The organism is Acetobacter tropicalis (assembly GCF_030644465.1).
Taxonomy (GTDB): Bacteria; Pseudomonadota; Alphaproteobacteria; order Acetobacterales; family Acetobacteraceae; genus Acetobacter; species Acetobacter tropicalis.
On the sequence record NZ_JAUYUW010000001.1, the window covers coordinates 997356 to 1018197 of the forward strand.

15 protein-coding genes are annotated in these 20842 nt (G+C 58.3%); 7 read left to right on the forward strand and 8 right to left on the reverse strand.

Translation table 11 applies throughout. The annotated features are described in order from the left end of the window. Positions 1 to 43 precede the first annotated feature (43 nt). The 3 genes from QWU00_RS04495 to QWU00_RS04505 form a co-directional block, all read right to left on the reverse strand. Positions 44 to 628: an acyl-homoserine-lactone synthase gene (locus QWU00_RS04495; RefSeq protein WP_035379869.1), complete on the reverse strand. Its 585-nt coding sequence runs from the start codon at positions 626 to 628 to the stop codon at positions 44 to 46. Between the two features lie 106 nt (positions 629 to 734). After that, complete coding sequence (locus tag QWU00_RS04500; RefSeq protein WP_035379867.1) at positions 735 to 1868, reverse strand: energy transducer TonB; 1134 nt, start codon at positions 1866 to 1868, stop codon at positions 735 to 737. Between the two features lie 122 nt (positions 1869 to 1990). Continuing rightward, positions 1991 to 2152, reverse strand: coding sequence for a hypothetical protein (locus QWU00_RS04505; protein ID WP_169794907.1), 162 nt, complete (start codon positions 2150 to 2152; stop codon positions 1991 to 1993). 55 nt (positions 2153 to 2207) lie between these two features. On the opposite strand from QWU00_RS04505, the gene QWU00_RS04510 reads away from it, so the two are divergent. Continuing rightward, entirely contained in the window at positions 2208 to 2858 is a 651-nt protein-coding gene (locus QWU00_RS04510; RefSeq protein WP_035379865.1) for a DUF2946 domain-containing protein, read from the forward strand. Between the two features lie 75 nt (positions 2859 to 2933). Further along, positions 2934 to 5156, forward strand: coding sequence for a TonB-dependent receptor (locus QWU00_RS04515; RefSeq protein WP_035379863.1), 2223 nt, complete (start codon positions 2934 to 2936; stop codon positions 5154 to 5156). A gap of 102 nt (positions 5157 to 5258) precedes the next feature. Here the strand turns inward: QWU00_RS04515 and QWU00_RS04520 are convergent, their stop codons facing one another. The 3 genes from QWU00_RS04520 to QWU00_RS04530 form a co-directional block, all read right to left on the reverse strand. Then, entirely contained in the window at positions 5259 to 6416 is a 1158-nt protein-coding gene (locus tag QWU00_RS04520; RefSeq protein WP_035379861.1) for an aldo/keto reductase, read from the reverse strand. A gap of 181 nt (positions 6417 to 6597) precedes the next feature. Then, on the reverse strand, positions 6598 to 8811 hold the full coding sequence (locus QWU00_RS04525; RefSeq protein ID WP_035379860.1) for a TonB-dependent siderophore receptor: 2214 nt from the start codon (positions 8809 to 8811) through the stop codon (positions 6598 to 6600). Between the two features lie 287 nt (positions 8812 to 9098). Next, positions 9099 to 9878, reverse strand: a complete 780-nt coding sequence (locus QWU00_RS04530) for an AraC family transcriptional regulator (protein ID WP_006559132.1) — start codon at positions 9876 to 9878, stop codon at positions 9099 to 9101. Between the two features lie 664 nt (positions 9879 to 10542). Between QWU00_RS04530 and QWU00_RS04535 the strand changes: the two genes are divergently transcribed. After that, positions 10543 to 11001, forward strand: a complete 459-nt coding sequence (locus QWU00_RS04535; protein ID WP_035379859.1) for a DIP1984 family protein — start codon at positions 10543 to 10545, stop codon at positions 10999 to 11001. A gap of 268 nt (positions 11002 to 11269) precedes the next feature. Here the strand turns inward: QWU00_RS04535 and QWU00_RS04540 are convergent, their stop codons facing one another. Continuing rightward, the gene (locus tag QWU00_RS04540) at positions 11270 to 12724 is read right to left on the reverse strand and encodes an NAD-dependent succinate-semialdehyde dehydrogenase (RefSeq protein ID WP_035379939.1); all 1455 of its coding nucleotides are present in this window, start codon (positions 12722 to 12724) and stop codon (positions 11270 to 11272) included. A gap of 390 nt (positions 12725 to 13114) precedes the next feature. Between QWU00_RS04540 and QWU00_RS04545 the strand changes: the two genes are divergently transcribed. From QWU00_RS04545 to QWU00_RS04560, 4 genes are all read left to right on the forward strand, one after another. Further along, positions 13115 to 15586, forward strand: coding sequence for a TonB-dependent receptor (locus QWU00_RS04545; RefSeq protein WP_035379938.1), 2472 nt, complete (start codon positions 13115 to 13117; stop codon positions 15584 to 15586). Positions 15587 to 15596: 10 nt separating this feature from the next. Beyond that, positions 15597 to 16706, forward strand: a complete 1110-nt coding sequence (locus QWU00_RS04550; RefSeq protein WP_035379858.1) for a glycerophosphodiester phosphodiesterase family protein — start codon at positions 15597 to 15599, stop codon at positions 16704 to 16706. 352 nt (positions 16707 to 17058) lie between these two features. Beyond that, entirely contained in the window at positions 17059 to 19953 is a 2895-nt protein-coding gene (locus tag QWU00_RS04555; protein WP_081939036.1) for a TonB-dependent receptor plug domain-containing protein, read from the forward strand. A 65-nt stretch (positions 19954 to 20018) separates the two neighbouring features. After that, positions 20019 to 20168, forward strand: a complete 150-nt coding sequence (locus QWU00_RS04560) for a hypothetical protein (protein ID WP_304651026.1) — start codon at positions 20019 to 20021, stop codon at positions 20166 to 20168. Here QWU00_RS04560 and cobU read toward each other — a convergent pair. Next, positions 20165 to 20815 carry a bifunctional adenosylcobinamide kinase/adenosylcobinamide-phosphate guanylyltransferase gene (cobU, locus tag QWU00_RS04565; protein WP_231551666.1) on the reverse strand — a complete coding sequence of 217 codons (651 nt, stop codon included), beginning with the start codon at positions 20813 to 20815 and terminating at the stop codon, positions 20165 to 20167. The genes QWU00_RS04560 and cobU overlap by 4 nt on opposite strands. Between the last annotated feature and the right edge of the window lie 27 nt (positions 20816 to 20842).

Here is a 20842-nt window from a genome sequence, read left to right on the forward strand (position 1 = left end):
CTGCCTTGCATGGCGGCTGCCGGGGGTTATCCTTATCAGCGCGTTAGAATGGCATGGCCTGGCGTTCCGCCATATGGCGCAGTGCCAGAGGGGAAACATCCCACAACCCCAGGCATAGCTCCCCGTCTTCCTCGCTGGTCTGTGCAAGCGTGCTGGGCTCCCACCCGATACGCCGGAACAGCCGCCCCATGTTCTTGCCGTAAATACCGATAATCTGCTGCACACCGTTTTCCAATGCCGTGCGGCACAGGGTTTTTGAGGCATCAATGGTGCTGGCACGCCCTGCCGGGCTTATGCTGTCTCCTATACCGCATAGGCAGCTACATTCCCACACATGCGAGCTGGCAATATCGGGGCACGGTTTAAAACGGGCCTGAAAATCACAGCGCAGCATGGTCGGCCCGGTGGTGGGCAATACCCGCATGGAGGCCGAATGTTCCCCCTGCTCATTCAGGGACACAATATAAAGCGGGTTATGTTCGCGGTCGAACGTGTCTTCCTGCGGGCGGGCAAGAAAAGGAGATGTCGCGCTATCCCACCCTTCGGCCTGCATGGCACGGGCCTGCATCATCTTGTTATACGCATCAGCATACTGATGCCGTTGCGCGTGAGAGAAAACATACACCATGAGCCCGTCGCCCTGATCAAAATCTGGGGCACTATACTGCACTGGTTCAGACGCGCTCAATGTATCAAACTGGACACACATCTATAAAATAAACTTTATTTACACCTTAACGAATGTGAAATCCCACCGGAATACGCCCCACCATGGGGGCGGATGCTGGGGCGGCGCAGTGGAGACCACGGGCGGCGGTCAGTGCCTGTGCATCCAGATCATCATACCCGCTGCTCTGCGTCAGCCGGGTTCCGGCAATGGTCCCATCCGCCGCCAGGGTAACCTCCACCACGGCCTCCCCTTCTTCATGCAGATGGCGGGCCATGGGGGGATAATGTGTCTGCGGTGGAGTGCAGACCAGAGTGCGAGCACCGCTCCCTTTGGCGACATGCGCAACAGATGCCGCCGCCGCAGACGGACCATGAGAGGCCTGCGCTGCCGCAACGGACGGCGCGGCCTGAGCCTGAGCCTGAGCCTGAGCCTGAGCCTGAGCCTGAGCCTGAGCCTGAGCCTGAGCCTGAGCGGACGCCACCTTGGCAGGCTGCGCAACAGGAGACGCCGCAGCATTTGCCGCGTGAGTGGGCATTGATGCCCCCGCCATGGACGGCGGCACTTTATTGGCTGGCATCGTGTGGGTAGCGTGAGGCGGGTGCTGATGCTCGTGTGGAGGCACCGGCTGCGGCAAGGCAAGCGGTGCAGGCACGCCCTCCGCTGGCAAGGCGTCCGTCATGGGCGGAACGGACGGAGGGAGCGCGGGCGTGGGTGCGGCTTCCAGCGGGGTTGCAAGCGCCTCTTCCGGCATAGCCATAGCGTGCTGAGGCTGCTCAGCCGGATGATGCATGGGATGAGCCTCACGGGGCAAGGCTGGCGGATGCTCCGCTGGCGTGGATGGCTTCGGCTCCTCTGATGAGTGAGGCGGTACTGGCATGGGTTCGGGCGGATGTGCGGTCTCTGTCTGCGCCGCAGCCGGGGCCGGGGTGCTGGCGGGCGTTTCAAACACCATCTCCACAGCTTTCTGCCCCGGTGCCTGAGGAGGAAGCGTGTGCAATGTCACCAGCAGGCAGGCGGTAATCACCCCATGCCCTGCCACCGCCGCCACAAAGGCCAGACGCCCGGCGCGCCGGGTGGCGCGCTGGCGGGCGGAGAACTCCGCCCCCTGCGGAAATGCCAACGGAGGACAGATTTCAGGCGCGCGCACGTCTAGCGTCAGCCCACCATTGTCCTGCCCCAGTCTAGCCTGCGGTTTCACCCGTCCGCGTTCCTTATTTTGTTGCCCTGCTTTTCAGGGCCTGCCCCGCCCATACCCAAACTGCAAGGCTGATCCCCACCACGGCCAGTCTGGCCCCGACTCCTCGCCTTCATGCTGGCGGATCAACCACCAGTGCCAGTTCTACGCCCACTTTCCATGCCGTCCGCCTGAGCGTTTTGTGCAATTTTATCGCTCTGCCAGCCGCCTTCAATCAGAAAGATCACATTCTCGGCAGCCACATGTTTGACACAAAGCCTGCGGCAGACAAATAAAGAAAGATGCACGCCCACACGGGCCAGTCCTTACAGAACCGCACACACTGGAGTCCCGGCCGCTCTGATGTTTCGCCACACCCACCCTTTACAGACGCTGCTGAAATGGCCGCTGGTGGTGGTGACACTGGTAGGCTTTCTCGGCCTGCTGGCGCTTCAGAGCTTTGCACAACCGGATGAACTGCCCCGCGCAACCATAGCCCGCCTGCTGGGCGTAGATATTGCTGCCCGCATGACCATGCCTGATGAGGACATGGATGCAGCCTCCTCCGGTACCGCGTTCTCAGGCACGGCCCAGAGCAGTTCGGCCCTTCATGCTGGTGGAGAATTTTCCGCAAGCCACTCCCCCAAGGCCTGGTCTTCTGGCGGCGATGCCGCATGGGAGCCGTCCTCTCAGGCATCTTCTCCACCAGCAGCGGTCCATCGCCCGGCATTACGGAGCACCAACCAACACCACCACATGATGGCGGCGCAGGCCCGGCAGATGGCCTCCGCCATGGCCAACAAGGCGACGCAGCCGCATTCCGGCCACCACCATGGGGCGGAGGGGTGTCCGCTCTGCCCGCTGCTCTCGCTGCCAGCGGCGCTCCCCATGGCCGTCCTGCTGGTGCCCCCGCCCGTTCTGCGGTGGATGCGGCGCGGCAGCCATGCCTCCACCCCACGCGCACCGCCCAGCGTTCCGCTTGGCCTGCCGCCCTCCCGCGGGCCTCCTGCCTGAACAAAGCCTCTTCGCGCCCTTCCGGCCCTACGACCGGAAAAGGGTTCTGCACGCTTTGTTTTCAGGATTGTTCTTATGATCACGCTTATCAACCCACGCCGCGTACCGGCGTGGGCGTGGGTTATTGCCGCAGCGTGCGCGGCCCCCACCATCTCCGCCGCGCAGGCGCAAACAACGGCTGCGCAGGTCAGCGCCAGCCAGAGCAACGCGGCCTCTGGCAGTTCTGTTGTCACCCTGCCCCGGCTGGATATCTCAACGGATGAGGAAGAGGAAACCTCCCTCTCCGATGCCCCGCTGACAGCGTCCTCGCCCGATGCCAGCTCGCAGCGCATGTCCCGGCTTTCCAGCCCGGATGTGTCCTCGCTGTTCCGTAACCAGCCGGGGTTCAGCTCCTATGGCGGCGGGCGGCTGGCCAACCTGCCCGTGCTGAACGGCATGGCGGATGATCGCGTCGCCACTATTGTGGATGGCGTGCGCATCTCTCCCGCCTGCCCCAACCACATGAACCCCGCCCTCTCCTACATTGATCCAGACAGCGTGCAGACTGCCACCAGCATTGCGGGCCTGACCCCTGTCAGCAGCGGGGGCGACAGTCTGGGCGGCACCATTGATGTGGAACGGGCAGACCCCCGTTTTGCCCGCAAGGGAAAAATTCTTGTGACAGGCCGGGTGCGCGGTACCTACCGCAGCAATGGCGGGGCCTACGGGGCTTCAGGTTCCGTCACGGTTGCCAACCATCTGCTCAGCATCCGCTATACGGGTTCTTATGATCAGTCCGGCAATTATCGGGGGGGCGCGGGCATGGGCACCGTGCACTCCACCAATTACCTGACCTATAATCACGCCGTAACGGTGGGCCTGCACAAGGACAACCATCTGGTGGCCATTACCGTGGGGCAGCAGGATACCCCGCGTGAGGGCTTTGCCAACCAGTATATGGACATGACCAACAACCGCTCCACCTTTGTAAACGGCAAATATACCGGATCATTTGACTGGGGCACGTTTGAAGCCCGTGGCTACTGGCAGCGCATTACCCACGCCATGGACATGCTGGCGGACAAGGGCGGCCATTCCGCCACCACCGGCATGCCCATGAACAATGACTCCCGCCTGGCGGGTTATTCGCTCAAGGCCACCATACCGCTGGGGCGTTTCCACACGCTCAAACTGGGCAGCGGGTTTGACCATGTGGGGCTGAATGACTGGTGGCCCCCGCTGCAAGGCAGCATGATGATGGGGCCGGACACCTACCACAACATCAATAACGGCCACCGCGACCGGCTGGGCCACTATGCCGAGTGGGAAGCCCACTGGACGCCGCGCGTTTCCACCCTGCTGGGGTTCCGCAATGATCTGATCATGATGAACACGGGAGACGTGGCCCCTTATTCCTGGACCGGCATGATGAACATGACGGACGCCATGGCCGCCCGCGCCTTCAACGCCCGCAACCGGGGGCGGACGGATGTGAACTTTGATGTCACCGCCATGGCCCGCTGGAAGGTAACGGACAGCTTTACGCTGGAAGGCGGCTACGCCCGTAAATCCCGCGCGCCCAACCTGTATGAACGCTATGCGTGGGGCCGTGGCACCATGTCTTCCAGCATGATCGGCTGGTTTGGCGATGGCAACGGCTATGTGGGCAACATGGATCTGAAGTCAGAAATCGCCAACACGGCCAGCGTGACGCTGGACTGGCATGACCCCACTGCCGCCAACCGCTGGGGCCTGACGGTGCAGCCCTATTACAGCTACGTGCACAATTACATCAACGTGGTGCAGCTTCGCACCTTCACCAACGGGCACCATCTGCTGCAATTCGCCAACCACAATGCCCAGACCTACGGCATTAACGCCTCCGGCCATTACACGCTGTGGGACACAGCACAATACGGCAAGGGTGAAGTCACCGGCGTGCTCAACTGGGTGCGTGGGCAGGATGAAGTCACGCATTCCGGCCTGTACCACATGATGCCGCTTAACGGCACGGTGGCGGTGCATGAAACGGTTGGTCACTGGACCGGCCGGGTGGAGATGAACTTTGTCAAACCCAAGGACACGGTGGACTGGCTGCGCGGCGAACCCCGCACCGCAGGCTATGCCCTGCTAAACCTTGGCGGCAGCTACACATGGAAGATGCTGACGCTGGATGCCGGAATTGATAACGTGCTCAACCAACCCTACTACCTGCCGCTGGGCGGTCTCTCTCTGGGCGATACACGCTATATCGGCACCACCCGCGCCCTGCCGGGCATGGGTCGCTCCTTCAACGTGAGTCTTTCCGCCACGTTCTGAAGCCACACCTTCCCTGCCTGCGCGGAGAAAGAGCCCGCAGGCAGAGAGTGAAACCGCCTTTACGGCAGCCCCGCACCGCCCCGGTTCCACCTCCACCTGATATTAGGAGGATGCTGGCACCGGTGCGGCCTGTGCAATCAGCTTTTTCTGTTTGAGGTCATCCCACAACGCGGGTGGAATTGAAACCTCCATGGAGCGTGCGTTGGCCTGCATCTGTGCCGCATTGCGAGCCCCCGGAATAACGGCAGCCACACCGGGATGCGCTGCCGCGAACTGAAGCGCCACCGTACGCAGATCAACCCCATGCTGTTTGGCGATAGCCTGCATTGCTGACCGCTTACGCGCCATTCCGGTCGGGATGGTCGCTTGATAGTCATACCGATCACGCCCCGCCGCATAGCCTGCGTTCAGGGGTGCCCCCACCACAACCGAAATGCCGCGCGGTGCAAGGGCGGGCAATGTGTGCGCCAGAGCCTCATCATGCCGGAAGAGCGAATACTGCGTTGCCAGCAGAACAATGTCCGGATCACCAATCTCAATGGTCCGCAGAACAGCCTGCGGCGTATTTACCCCCAGCCCCCACGCCTTGATCAGTCCTTCCTCCCGCATTTTGGTCAATGCGGGAATGGCGCCTTTGGCGGCCTGATCGAAATAGGTTGTCCATCGGTCCCCCATGTCCTTGTTCTCAGGCGAGAGGTCATGAATATAGACAATATCAATTCGGGAAAGACCCAGCCTCTGCAAGCTATCTTCCACAGAGCGCCGCACACCGTCCGCACTGTAATCATAACGATAGGCAAAGGGGGATGGGTCATGCCACATGGTGCCGGCAGGTGGTTGAGGAGCGGCTGTCAGCAGGCGCCCCACCTTGGTGGAAAGCACAAATTCATCCCGTGGCCGCGTATGCAGAAAATGACCGAAACGCCGCTCGCTCAACCCCAGACCATACCAGGGTGACGTATCAAAATAGCGAACGCCAGCCTCCCACGCCGCTGCCAGTGCGGCCTGCGCCTCCTCATCCGAGCAAGCCGCAAAGCCATTGCCGATCGGCACCCCGCCAAGGCCCAGACGTGTGGGAGGGCGAAAGCGCTGGCCTGTTTGCGCTACATTGAGCGGCAGCGCGTTACGTGTCACGCGCCCCATGGTGGGAGTGACATCGCCCGGATTCTGGGAGCCCTGCGCCTGCCCCGACCGGGGCATCAGGGCCGCGGCACCGCCCAGAGCAGACAGGGCGAGCAGAGTGCGTCTGGTAGCTGTCATCGCGTCCTCACATCATCTGTATGGTCTTTTAATGCTTTCTCTCGATGATGGTTCGATACGATCAACGCATGATGGCCAGAAAAGCATACCATCAAACGGCAAAAGCGCGCGGCCTTCATCATAAAGACCACGCGCTGCCCGTTAGCAGATAGTTTTGAAAAAGGCTGTTTTCAGAAGAGACTTACCAACTGTACCCTATGCTGGCCTGTGCGTTGCGGCGTTCTCCGTAATAACAGTATTGTCCATCAGACCCATAGGCAAAGCAGTTGGCGATATAATGCCGGTCAAAGAGGTTACGCACACTTGCTGACGCCTTCCACCCCCGAAGTGAGTGGGAGAGGTTTGAAAGATCATAGCTGACGGAGGCATCAAACAGGGCATATTGCGGCAGCCACACGCTTCCGTAAGTAGCTTCCCCACCATAGACCTTTGCCGAATAGCGCATGCCACCACCAACCCCCAGACCTTTCAGAGACCCAGACGGCATGGTGTAGAACGCAAACAGGGAGGCATTTCCCTTGCCCGACTGGATCAAGGGTTTTCCGGTTGCGTCATCCTTGACCTTCTGGACGCTGACGGCGGCCGTCAGCATAAGGTTACGGAAGGGTTCCGCGTGGGCTTCAAACTCAAACCCGTCCGAATGAACCAGCCCGCTTTGCACGCTGTAACCCGTGTTGGGAACGGAAACCAGCACATTGCTCTGTTCAATATGGAAGCCAGCGGCTGTCAGCAAAACAGATGTTCCGGGAATCTGATATTTCAGCCCCCCTTCAAGCTGTTTGCCAATGGATGGACTGGCCTGATGCTCTGTTGTGCCGCCATCATTGGAGACATTGCCCGATTGCGGCTGGAAGGACGTGGAGTAACTGATATAGGGCGCAAGACCGAAATCAAAGTGATAGAGGCCAGAGGCGCGCCATGTAATCTGGCTGGCATTCTGCCGGGTATCAGTTTGGTTAATAGACTCGATCTGACGCGAACGGTACCAGTCATTACGGATACTGCCTGTTACAATAAAGCGTTTCCAGCGAAGCTCGTCCTGCCCATAAGCACCAATCTGGTGGGAATTGGTCACGTAGTTCTGATAAGGGTCCAGATTGGGAATGATCATGTGATAATCGGGGTGCAGCACGTCCAGATCAGGCGCATCGGCGTAGGCTTCCGCATCCCTTGCCTTCTGCTGCATGTAGTCAAACCCGAACATCAACGTATGGCTCAGCGGGCCGGTGCGCACATGCCCCTTGAATTGACTGTCAAACGCCAGATTATAGGTATGCTCCTGCGTGCCGTAGGCAGAGCGGGACAGCATTTGGCCACTGGTGCCATCATCACTATCATAATAGCCATTATTATAGACACTGCGATATATGGTCCGGATATCATCATACCGGCCCCGCGTGCTGAAACTCCAGTCATCATTGAAGCGATGGTTGAAGATATAGGTAATGGCCCCCTGTCTGCGGTTAAATTTTTCTGAAGGCACGTCACCATCATAAAAATTGCGCGGCAGGAAACCATAGGATGCCCGCTTGAGAGACCCCACCAGCGGCAGACCGCCATAGGAACCGCTTTCCGGATCGTACTGATAATTCCCCAACAGTGTCAGGGTGGTTGGTCCGTCTCCCCCGAATGTAAAGGAGGGGCTGATGCTGAACCGTCTGCTTCCCGTCTTGCTCAGTTGTGTGTGCTGCCCATTCACGGTGCCGTAAAGCCGGTAGCGCACCTGACCATCATTTGTTGCAAAACCGCCAACATCAGCATCAACACGGTAGAGGTCGAACATGCCGCCGGTTGTGTTGACGCTTCCATAAAACCGTTGATCTGTCGGCAATTTACTTGATAGCGCTGTCAGGCCGCCGGGGCTGGATTGCCCGTACAGGGCTGACGCAGGCCCTTTGAGAAGTTCAACACGCTCAAGGCGGAAGGTATCGGTCTGGGCTACAGCAAAACCCGTCGGGCTATCCTGAAACTTCAGCCCATCAAGAAAGGTTGGTACAGTAAAGCCGCGCAGATCAAAAAGATCATAGCGTGTCCCTTCTCCACCACGTGTATCAGCAGTGATGCCTGCGGTGTAGCGCACGGCCTGATTGAGGGTCAGCACGCCACGCGTATCCATCTCGTCCCGCGTGATGACGCTGACAGACTGCGCTGTCTCGACGAGGGGCGTATTTGTTTTTGTGGCGGCAGAGGCAATGGTTGAGCTTTTACGGCCTCGCACTTCAACCTGTTCTGACTCTGCGCCGCGCTTTTTTGCCTTTCCGGTCGCGTGTTTTCCGGATGAAGCGGTTCCGGTTTCCTGAACCTCGTTGCTTTTTTTCTCCTGATCAGCCGCCAGAGCCGTATCATTCAAGGCGAAGAAAAAAAGAAGCGTATAGATGATCCTGCTGCGCTGCATACCCAACTCGTTTCATGACCAACTGCTCCCGCAGGCGGGGAGGTGATGGATATCTGTTTTTAAGAATGATACTTAGTTGCGCACATAACGGCGTTTGGAAGGTGCATCAAGCAACGAACCCGTCCTTGGCCCGAATGCGAGCACATTCTGCCTGATCGCCGATATCGGGCCTGCCTGAGACGGGAACCCGGCATAGGGTATGAGCGTAAAGATCAGGTTTGGGATGGTGGTTGGAGACACAGCAGAAACAGCCCCGCCACTGGGCCGGGGTCAACGCGCCCTCTGTTTCAGGGGCGCGATAGCGGTGCTGAGCCAAAGCGTAGCGTGCTGGGCGCAACGCCGAAGGTACGGTGGAACATGGTGCTGAAGCTGCCGGCATTCTCATAGCCAAGATCAAACGCAACTTCCGCGATCGACTGGCCAGCCGCAATGCGGGATGCGGCTTCTATCACACGCACCCTGCGCCGCCATGCGGCAAACCCCATGCCCATCTCCACCTGAAAAAGGCGGGTGAACGTACGCCGCGCCATGCCCGCCTCCCGCGCCCAGTGGTCAATATCGTGGCAGTCCCCCGGTTGGGCGATAATAGCCTCACACACCCGGCGCAGGCGGTGGTCCATCGGAAAAAGTACCCGCTCGGCAATGCGAGGTGCGCGGCCTATTTCATCAACTAGCAGCCGGGCGATGGCGGACATGCGCTCATCCATGGTGAAATCAAACCGCATGGCAATGATCTCATCCACAAGCCCGCGCATCAGGGAGGAGACATCAAACATCTTGCACGCAAGATCTGCCCCGATAAGGGACGGATCAACATAAATGACCTGAAACACCAGATCGGTCCGGCAGGTGGCTTCATGAAGCGTGTTGGCGGGAATCCACATCCCCTGACCGGGGCCGAGCACGAAACTGCCGGTTTGTGTATTGACCGTAACCGTCCCGGCTTGAAACACCGAGAGTTGCCCGCGGTCATGCGTGTGGAAGCCATCCACAAAGCCGCCAACATAGCAATCTGAAAAGCCCACAACAGGCGGTGGGTGGCGCGGAAGATCAGCCGTGCGTTTCATGATGCTACAATCCAACCCGTATGGTGGCAAAAATGTCCAGCGAGAGAAAAATAGCCCGTGCCTCATCAGCGTTCGTCGGGCGGATTATCATGCGTTGCCAACGTTCTGCCAAGGCCATTCCACCATTCAGAGGACAGACACTTCTCTGCCCCCATCCCAAGCCCTCACTTCCGATTGGGAAGACCCAACCAACCGCGCCGCACACTCCGCACCTGCCTGGCAGCATCCGGCCCGGCCACCCCATTGAAGCGGCGACAAGGGTTCGGGTTCGGTTTCTGCCTTTGCTTTAGTTTCTGCCTTTGTTTTATAACATACATAAGCACTGTTTCTGACGGTTGCTCTCTCCGCTATTCGCTCGGTACAGGGAGCCAAGACCGTGAACCTCCGCGCTCCAAAAAGAGGGACTGCGTGTGTCGATCTGGACCACACCCGAAAACGGACTCAGTCACAGCACTCAACGCGGCGGGATCGGCCTATATGATTCACGTGAAACCATCCTGCGTATCCCATAGGGCAGTTTTACCCACGGCCCCACAACTGGGGAATTGGCTGCCATACGTCTGCTCTGTTCCGCGAGAAGCTACCCCAACATGACGAGCCTGGACGCTTGCCAAGACACCACCCCCAGCATAGCGTGGGCTGACAAAATGGAAAGGATACCCTGATGAAGCTTGCTGAAGCCCTTGTTCTGCGTGGAGATCTTCAGAAGCGACAGGGGCAGCTTCATGCACGCATCAAACGGAATACATTGGTGCAGGAGGGAGAGCACCCGGCAGAAGACCCCAACGCCCTTCTGACCCAGTATGAAGAAAGCGCGCTGGAACTGCGCACCCTGATCTGCGCCATCAACCACACAAACGCTCATACTCCGTTTGAAAGCGGCACCATGACAGACGCACTGGCCGAGCGTGACCGCCTGCGCGCTCTGGTGAGCGTGGTGCAGGACATTGCCAGTGCCGCAACCGTCACCCGCGCGGCCCAGACACGTTCTGAAATCCGGTTTGTGCCCACCATGAACGTGGCGGCCCTGCAGAAGAAGGCAGACAAACTCTCGCGTGACCTGCGGGATCTTGATGTGAAAATCCAGTCCGCCAACTGGACGGTGGACCTTATGACGCTATGATACGCGCCGTCGGTAACTGAGAAACAGAAAAGCGTGTTCAACCCCCTCGGAAGGGTTAGACCGAGACTCCTGGGATGGCGAGGGGCCGCCTGCGGTTCAAATCCGAACACACCGCATGCCTTGCACCGAGCACACCAGAACAGAGCACTGCTCACACTTTACAACCATGAACAGGTTTCTGCTTTTTCAGTGAGGGTGGGTACGGGGACACAAAAAAAGGGCGGCCCGAAGACCGCCCTTTTCCTTATTGCACGGCGCGTAGCGTGGATCAGAAATCCGCCTTCACATGCTGGCTGGATACAAGCTTGAGAATGGTGTGGGCGCGCAGGGCTTCCGGCCCCCCTTCCGTGCCGTAACCGGAATCCTTGATGCCGCCAAACGGCACTTCCGGCACACCAATACCATGGTGATTGATAGCCACCATACCGGCTTCCACGGCCTCGCCCAGCAGGCGCTGCGTGCGCTCGTTACGGGTATAGGCATAGGCTGCCAGACCGTAAGGCAGGCGGTTGGCTTCCTTTACCGCATCTGCCAGATCCGTGAATTCAGACACAATGGCCAGCGGGCCAAACGGTTCTTCCTGCATCACGCGCATGGACAGGTTGGGGTCCAGCACCAGCGTGGGGGGGAAGAAGCAGCCCTCGTTGGGTAGAGGCGTTTCAGCCTGCCAGATCTTGCCGCCTTTGGCGCGGGCATCTTCCACCAGTTCCTGTAAGGCTTTTACGCGGCGGGGGTTGACCAACGGGCCAAGCGTCACACCATCATCCACGCCACGGCCAATTTTCAGGCTGTTCATGCGGGCCTGAAACTTTTCCACAAACGCCGGGGCAATGCTTTTTTCAAGCAGGAAGCGCGTGGGGGCAATACACACCTGCCCTGCATTACGGAATTTGGCCGCAGAAAGCCGCTCGGCCGCAACATCCAGATCCGCATCCGCGCAGACAATAACCGGCGCGTGGCCACCCAGTTCCATAGTGACGGGCTTCATCTGCGCACCAGCCAGAGACGCCAGATGCTTGCCCACCGGCGTTGAGCCAGTAAAGGAGATTTTCCGCACCACCTGATGCGCAATCAGATATTCCGAGATTTCAGCCGGGTCGCCATACACCAGAGAGACGGCCCCTTCCGGCACGCCTGCATCCAGAAACGCCCGCAGCAGTTCAGCGGGAGATGCCGGGGTGTCTTCCGGTGCCTTTACAATCACGGCACAGCCCGCGCCCAGCGCCGCGCCCAGTTTGCGGGCAATCTGGTTGATGGGGAAGTTCCACGGTGTAAACGCCGCCACCACGCCAACAGGCCGGTGCAGCACGCGCTGTTCTACATGGCGCACACGCGGCGGAATGAGCACATCATTCAGGCGGCGGCCTTCCTCACCAAAATAGTCAATGACACCGGCAGCGCCCTTGATCTCAAGAATGGCCTGCTCAAGCGGCTTGCCCTGCTCCCGGCTCATGATCCGGCCAATGCTCTGGGCGCGTTCACGCAGCAGATCGGCCGCCTTGCGCATGATCACAAACCGATCCCACGCCGTAAGGGCGCGCCAGGCATCAAACCCCTTGGCCGCGCCTTCAGCCGCCTGCGCCAGATCCGCCTTGGAGGCATGCGCCACCTTGCCGATCTCCTCCCCGGTGGCAGGGTCCTGCACCGGCAGGGTACGGCCGCCCTCAGCATCCCGCCATTTGCCGGATATCAGAAGCTGTACGTTCAAGAATTCATCTGACATGCGCATCTCTCATAGTCTGGACAAGCGAGCCACCATGACGCCGCCTTTTGGCACTAGCAGAGAGCACCATCAGCCCGCAGATGCAAGCGGGCACCCGTCTGCGGGTACGCCACGGCGCAGCACGGGAAACCGTCCGGGGTTTCCATAAGCAGGACGTGCCTGCTCCTCCGGCAACATCACGTGGCCCGGATAGAGTCACAACGCGCAACCAATCTTCCCGTTCCGGCTGTCAACCCCGGAATGACTTTTCCGCTTTTTTCATGATGTGACTGTGACACGAACGCCGCACACCCGCACAGAACGGCCTTTTTCATAAAAGTGTCACTCTTATTCAACGGCTTTCATTTTTATGAAGCAGGGGCTTCTAACCATCCAGGGCACAGCATTTTCATGCATTTTCTGTCTTCTCCCCGTCGTACAGCTCTGTGGTTGTTCTGTTCTCCACTGGCGTTTTCCGTGGCCCATGCGGCTACCCCCTCCAAAACGCATCATACGTCTCGCCATGCGGCGCAGGCAGTCCCGACGGCTACCCCGGCAGCCCCTGCCGCCACACCTGTGGCCACGGCACCCGCAGCCGTTACCTCGCGCAAGACTGGTGGCGCACGTAAGGCGACCCATGCCAGTGCGGAAGAACAGATTATTGCCACCGGCCGCCACAGCCGGTCCGAGCAGACGGTGGGCCATATTCAGATGCAGCGCACCCTGCCCGGCATCAACCCCATCAAGGCCCTGCAAATTCTGCCCGGTGTTGTGTTCAACAATGCGGACCCATGGGGCAATAACGAGCAGAACTCCTCCCTGTTCATCCACGGGTTTGCCAAAAACCAGCTTGGTTACACGCTTGATGGCATCCCGCTGGGGGATCAGGATTACGGGAACTATAACGGCCTCTCCCCGCAGCGCGCCGTTATCAGTGAAAATGTGGGCTCTGCCTCGGTCTCCACCGGCGCGGGCGCACTGGGCACGGCCTCCACCAGTAACCTTGGCGGCACGCTTGAATTCTCATCGCAAGACCCAAGGCACCAGTTGGGCGGCCAGTTGAACCAGACCTTTGGTAGCTGGTCCACCTTCCGCACCTTTGCCCGTATCGACACGGGTGATTTTGGCAACGGCAACTCCGCCTATGTCTCCTGGGCGCGGCAGGACGCCCGCGCGTGGGATTTTGCAGGCCATCAGGGCGGCAATCAGGTTAACGCCAAATTTGTGCATCAGGACGAGAAAAACAAAATCAGTGTGTTTTTTGACTGGTCTCAAAAAGTGGAACCCAATGAAGACGGCATTGTCATGCCCAACGGGGGCTCCCTTTACGTGCGGCCCTTCATGTATCCCAACCTGAATGAAGCCATCAAATATTATCAGAATTCGCCCGCCTATACCTCTGCGGGTCTGAACTACCGCAACTATTACTCCGCCGCGCAACGTCAGGATTACCTGATGTACGCCAACTGGCACCATGATTTCAGTGACAACCTGAAATGGGACACCAACATCTATTATCATCATGATCTGGGTGAAGGTGTTGTGGCAGGCCCCATTACGGCAGCAGGGCTGCCCACGCTGTTCTCTGCCTATTTCCCCAACCAGTCCTCCTCTCAGCTTTCAGATGTGTTTGGCGGCTCCGGCATGGCCACCCGCACCACGGAATACTGGGATAACCGGGGCGGTATTACCAGCACGCTGCGCTACCATGTTGGCCAGCACACCATTGAACTGGGCGGCTGGTATGAACGCAACAACAACACGCAGGCGCGGCGGTGGTATCCGTTTGATGTCAACAACCCCACCACCCCTTATGAGCGCCAGCAGAACGCCTTAATCAACCAGTACACCAACTATTTCTACACCAACACCTGGACCACGCATTTGCAGGATACGTGGAAGATTTCAAAGAACTTCACGCTGAATGCGGGTTTCAAGTCTGAACTGGTTTACACCAACGGCACCTTGCCCGTGGCGGGGCTTCCGGGCTCCCTTTCCCCCAGCACGGCCATAACCGTGCCCGGTGGTACCATTGCTTCTGTCCGGCCATTTCTGCCCGCCTTTGGCGCGTTGTGGAACATCACGCCGCATGAACAGTGGTTTGCCAACATTCAGGAAAACATGCGCTCCTTTGCGGCCTCCGGTTATGGCAACGCAACCCCATGGGGTGTTACCAGTCAGGCAGCGTTTGAAGACTTCAAGAACCACGGCAAACCAGAAACATCCTGGACATATGAAACAGGCTTCCGGACCAACCGGCACCTGAACGCCGGGCCTTTGACAAATATCAGCGGCCAGCTTGAATATTACCACGTCCACTTCTCAAACCGTCTGCTGGCCGTGGCCTCCACCCAGACACTTTCCTCCATTGTGGGCAGCGCCACCACACTGACCAACGTTGGCTCCGTCTCCACAGATGGGATGGATTTCTCCTTCACCGCGCAGTTCGGGCCGCATTTTTCATTTTATAACGCGCTGTCCTACAACAAATCCGTTTATAACGATAACTACATGAACGGCGCGAACGTGGTGCACACCGCAGGCAGGAACGTTGCGGGCGTGCCCAACTGGACCGAAAAATTTGTGGCCTCCACCCGCTGGGGCAATTTTGATGCCCAGTTTATTGGCGATGTGGTTGGCAAACGTTACACCACCTTCACCAATGATCTGCACGCCAGCGCTTACGCCCTGTTCAGCCTGAACGCAGGGTATGACATCAAGGGTATTCCGCATATCCGCTCCCTGCATGTGCAGGGCAACATCACCAACCTGACAAACGAGAAAGGCTGGTCCACCCTGAACACCAACAACGCCGCTGGCCAGTACACCGCCTTCCCCATTGCGCCGCGCATGTATTTCCTTACACTCAGCGCAACGTTCTAAGGGGTTTTATATGGCTGATTTCTCCCGCCGTTCCGTTCTGGCCGCCACATGCGCGGCCAGCGTTCTGGGCGCCACCCGTAGCTGGGCGGCTCCATCTCTGGTGCCAAAGCCACTTGTGTTCGCACACCGTGGCTGCTCTGCCCAGCGCCCGGAACACACGCTGGCGTCCTATGCAAAAGCCATTGCAGATGGTGCGGATTTTGTAGAACCAGACCTTGTGCCAACCAAGGATGGTATTCTGGTCTGCCGCCATGAAAGCAATATTGCAGAAACCACGGATGTTGCAGACAGGCCGGACTTTGCCAACCGCCGCCGCACCCTGAGCATTGATGGCCGGCAGCAGACGGGCTGGTTCACCACAGATTTCACGCTGGCGGAACTGAAAACGCTGCGCGCGCGTGAACGCCTTGCCACCCTACGCGTGCACAACACCCGCTATAATGGCCAGTTTGATATTCCCACCTTTGAGGAAATGATCGACTTTGTGGCGGCGGAATCCGCAGCACGGGGCCGCGTCATTGGCCTGATACCCGAAGTAAAGAATTCCACGCATTTCCATGCGCTGGGGTTTGACCCGGAAGCCACTTTCCTGCGCATTGTTGCCGCACACCGTTACACTCAATTCGCGCCGCTTGAAGTGCAGTCATTTGAAACAACAAACCTGCGCCGCCTGAAAGACGCCGTAAAAGCCATCAACCCGCAGGCTCGGCTGATGTTCCTGATGGGCGAACGCAACCAGACCCCGCCTGATCTTGCCGCCAAAGGACAGAAAACGACCTTTGGTGATCTGATGAAACCGGATGGGCTGAAAGATATCCGCATCTATGCTGATGTCATCGGCCCTTCCCTGACAGACCTTATCCCGCGTGACGCACAAGGCGCATGGCAGGAACCAACCACTCTGGTGGATGACGCCCACGCCGCAGGCCTGCTGGTGCATGCCTATACCTGCCGCCCGGAAAACAAGTTTTTACCACGCCAGCTTCGGAACAGTGAAGGAGACGCCGCCCGCAATGTGGAAGGCTCCATAGCCGAAATACGCCGCTATCTGGATATGGGGCTGGACGGTTTCTTTACCGATGACCCCGCCCTCGGCCGCAAGGCTGTGGATCGCATCTGATGTGATCTGATCTCACACCCATCGGCTGGCCACAGAACGCACCACCGCTTCTGTGGCCTTTTTTATGATACGAGAGCAAGAAAGTGGCCGTGGACATGCTCCTTCAACGGCCAAAGACGGTCTCCCCTTCAGACCAACGCAATACTGCACTTTGCCTGTTTTTATTCTGACGCATTCTCTCGAATACCAAAAATACTTATCCCGCCATCTCACTATAACCCAAAGTTATGTAACGCAGAACAATATGAAATTGCCGTGAAACGGGCTTTGCAGGAAATATATTAAAAACCCGGAACAAATAGTACCCAACCTGTCCGTCCTGCATAGCCCTTTCTCTGGAGATGTTCTGATCATGCGCTGTAAAACCCTACGGAACATCCTGCTGCATTCGGCATCCAGCTTCAGTCTGTTTGCTATTTTCTCCCCGCTTCAGGCTGGCCTGGCGCACGCGGAAACGGCACAGGCGCCAACTGCTCCTGCCACGCAATACAGCACGACCACATCCAAAAAAACCACGCAGAAAAGCCTGCTTCACGTTGCGGATCAGCAGGAAACCCGCAGCACATCTCCTGAAAACGTGGTTGTTACGGGCTCCATGTTGCGTTCTTCCAATAACTCCAATGCCAACCCTGTGCAGATTATTACTGCAAAAGATATTCAGCGAACCTCTGCCACCACACTGTCCGATTATCTTCAGCGCCTGCCGTCCATGGGCAGCGGCGGCAGCTACAACACCACAACCAATGGCGGCGGCGGTATTGCCTGTCCGGATATCCGCAATCTGGGTGCCTCGCGCGTGCTGGTTCTGGTAGATGGCAAGAGGCAGGTTCAGAACGGAGGTTCAGGCTCATCCTGCGTGGATCTGAACATGATTCCGGTTTCCATGGTGCAGAGTGTGGAAATCCTGAAAGATGGCGGCTCAGAACTTTATGGGGCTGATGCTGTTTCCGGTGTCATCAACATCAAACTCAAGCACAACATGACCACGGGCAATATTACCGTCAAAGGGGGAATCACCCAGTACGGCGATAACCGCACGGGCATGATTTCCGGCATCAAGGGCTTCAATTTCGATCATGACCGCGGCAACATCACCATTGGCGGCCAATATCTGAGCCAGGGCCCCATCATGCAGCGGGACCGGGACTGGGCCTATAACCCGCAGATCAACAACCCCGCTCCCGGTGGCTCTGTTGTGTATGGGTCTGGTATTACGCCCACCGCCACAGCCCTTGTTGGCGGCCAGCAACTTCGGCCCGATGGTAAAGGGGGCTTTGCGCCACTTACTGCCGCCCAGCGCTACAATTACGGGCCGGAAGGCACGCTGTATCAATATATGCAAAGCGGCACCCTGACAGGGGATGCGCATTATGAGATCAACAAACATCTCAATCTGTATGCCAATGTGCGCTACACCCACAAAACATCCCAAGCGCAACTTTCCGCCCAGCCTCTTACGGGAAGCGTGGGGGCAAACTCTCTGCCATCTGCCTTCGTGCTGCCAGCAGATAACCCCTATAATGCGTGGGGAAAGGACGTAGGACTTTACAAACGGACGGTGGAATTCGGACCACGTTCGTACGATTCCGCCAATGATTCCTATCAGGTTATTGCCGGAGGTAGCGGTACTATTATTGGCAACTGGCAGTACGATGCCTCCATGTCCTACGGCATGACGCAGAACACCCTGCGCACGCAGGGATTGGTGAATTACGCCAAAATATTGCAGGAGCTGGGTGTTTCACAAAACGGCTCTTCCATCGGGTATGACCCCTCCGTCTGCACATCACAGGCAGGGTGCACCCTGTTTGACCCGTTCCAGACCTGGCCCAAAGAGGCTGTTGATTACGCACGGCATACGGAAATTGACCATTCCACCTACCAGTTGCGCGACTTCAACCTCCGTATCAACAACAATGATGTCGTCAAACTACCCTACAAAGGGGGTGGGAACGTTGGCATTGCGCTGGGCATGGAACACCATAGCGAACAGCTTTCCTACCACGCGGACCCGGAAGTACAGGCTGGCAATATTGCAGGTTCCTATACCTCCAACACAGGCGGCGGCTTTAACGCAACGGAAGTGTATCTGGAAGGCAAGTTGCCGCTTTTGCATAATGTGGCCTTTGCCAAGGATCTGACTGTTGACGCACAGGGCCGCTGGTCCCGCTACAATACGTTTGGCGATACGGAAAACTGGAAAGTCAGCATCAACTGGGCTCCCATCAGGGATATCCGCTTCCGCGCCACCCTGGGCACCTCCTTCCGCCAGCCCAGCGTGTATTCTCTTTATGGTGGACAGGCAGTTGGTTTTCCCGCCGCCATAGACCCATGCACACGGCCTGACTATTACGGCGCAGCAGCAGCCACTGTTGTTGCCAACTGTATGAAAGCCGGAGCCGTGCCCGGAAAAGTGACACAAGCCTATTCCAACCAGTTGCCCAGCCTGCAAGGCGGAAACCCAAAACTGGGACCAGAAATTGGCCGAACCTACACGTTTGGCACCGTCATTACGCCACGGTGGACACCGGGGCTCTCGCTATCGGTTGAGTACTGGCATACGTCACTCAAGAACACCATTGGCTCCGTAGGCACCCAGTATATTGTGGACCAGTGCTACACGGGCGCTTCCCCCGGCTATTGCGCCAACATCTCCCCGCGTGACAGCAACGGGCAGATTACCATGGTGAACGCCACCACGCAGAACCTTGGCCAGATGACCACAAATGGCATTGATTTTGATCTTGATTACCGTGTGCGCCTCAGCCGGGTGGATGTGCTGACCCTCAGCAACAACCTTCAGGGGCTGGTAGGCTACAATGTTCAGCCCTATGCAGGTTCTTCCTTCAGAAACGGCACAGGCCGCCTCTACTACACCGGGGGCGGTGCTTATGCCGGAGCCGGTGTAGGCCACCCACGCATTACGGATTACGCTACGGCCACATGGTCACACAAAGCGTTCAGCCTGTCTTACATGATGAACTACACCAGCGGCATGCGGCTGAATAATGGCTCGGTTGATCTGACACGGTCCTCTGCGGGATCATGGAATGTTCCGGGTATCTTCACACATGATGTCACGCTGGGCTACAGGCTGAAGGACTGGAATTTTGTAGCTGGCGTCAATAACATTCTTGATAAAAAACCGCCGTTTGTGCCCGATGGCGTGATCAATACCGATCTGGCAATGTATGCTCAGAATACCATCGGGCGTTATGTCTTCCTTCAGGCGGGTCTGGACTTCTGAGCACAGAGCGCCCTCGCCTCCGCCCCGCTTCCGGCAAGCCCGCGCGGGACCACATCCCTCTTTATGTGGTCCCGCAAACATCGCCCGGTTTTCATTTCGGGCAGGACATGCTGAACGGAAACGGGTTGGCCATTGCGCCACCCGTGCTCAGGGAAACAATGGGCGTCACTCCGCTTTCCCTGAAATGGCTCGGCAACGCCATGCTCCCGCCCTAGCCCTCATCGCGCGGTGTTTCTTTCAGCACCAGGGGCAATCCGGCCGCTACAAACAGAACGCGCCCTACCTGTGCGGCGAGTGTCTGGTGTAGAAAACCCGCTTCATCCCGAAAGCGGCGGGCCAGTTTGTTTTCCGGCACAATGCCCAATCCTACCTCATTCCCCACCAGAACGGTCGGGGCCTGACGTTCGCCCAGAGCCGCCAGCAGGTTTTGGGTTGCGGCGGGAATATCGTGCTCTTCCAGCAGCAGGTTGGTCAGCCACAGGGTCAGGCAATCCAGCAGCAGGGGCTGGGTGGCGTGGGCACGGAGCACGTGGGCAACGTCCACCGGCTCCTCCACCGTTATCCACCCTTCCGCACGGCCGGTTTTATGGTGGTCAATGCGCTCCTGCATCTCGGCATCAAACGCGCGGCCTGTGGCCAGATATACCCATGGCGCGGGCAACGCGGTAATAAGCGCTTCCGCATGGCGGCTTTTGCCGGACCGCGCACCACCCAGAACCAGTGTGGCCGCGCGCAGCCCTCCCTTCTCCTGCGCGGGCTGTTCCGCCACATCCGGCGCGGGGGAGGCAGAAGACTCCTCCTCGGGCATGGTCTGGCTGGCCGATGGCATACCGGGGTCCGCCTTGAGCCTGAGCGTGTTCATACGCTATCCGCTTTCTGCTTCCGTTTG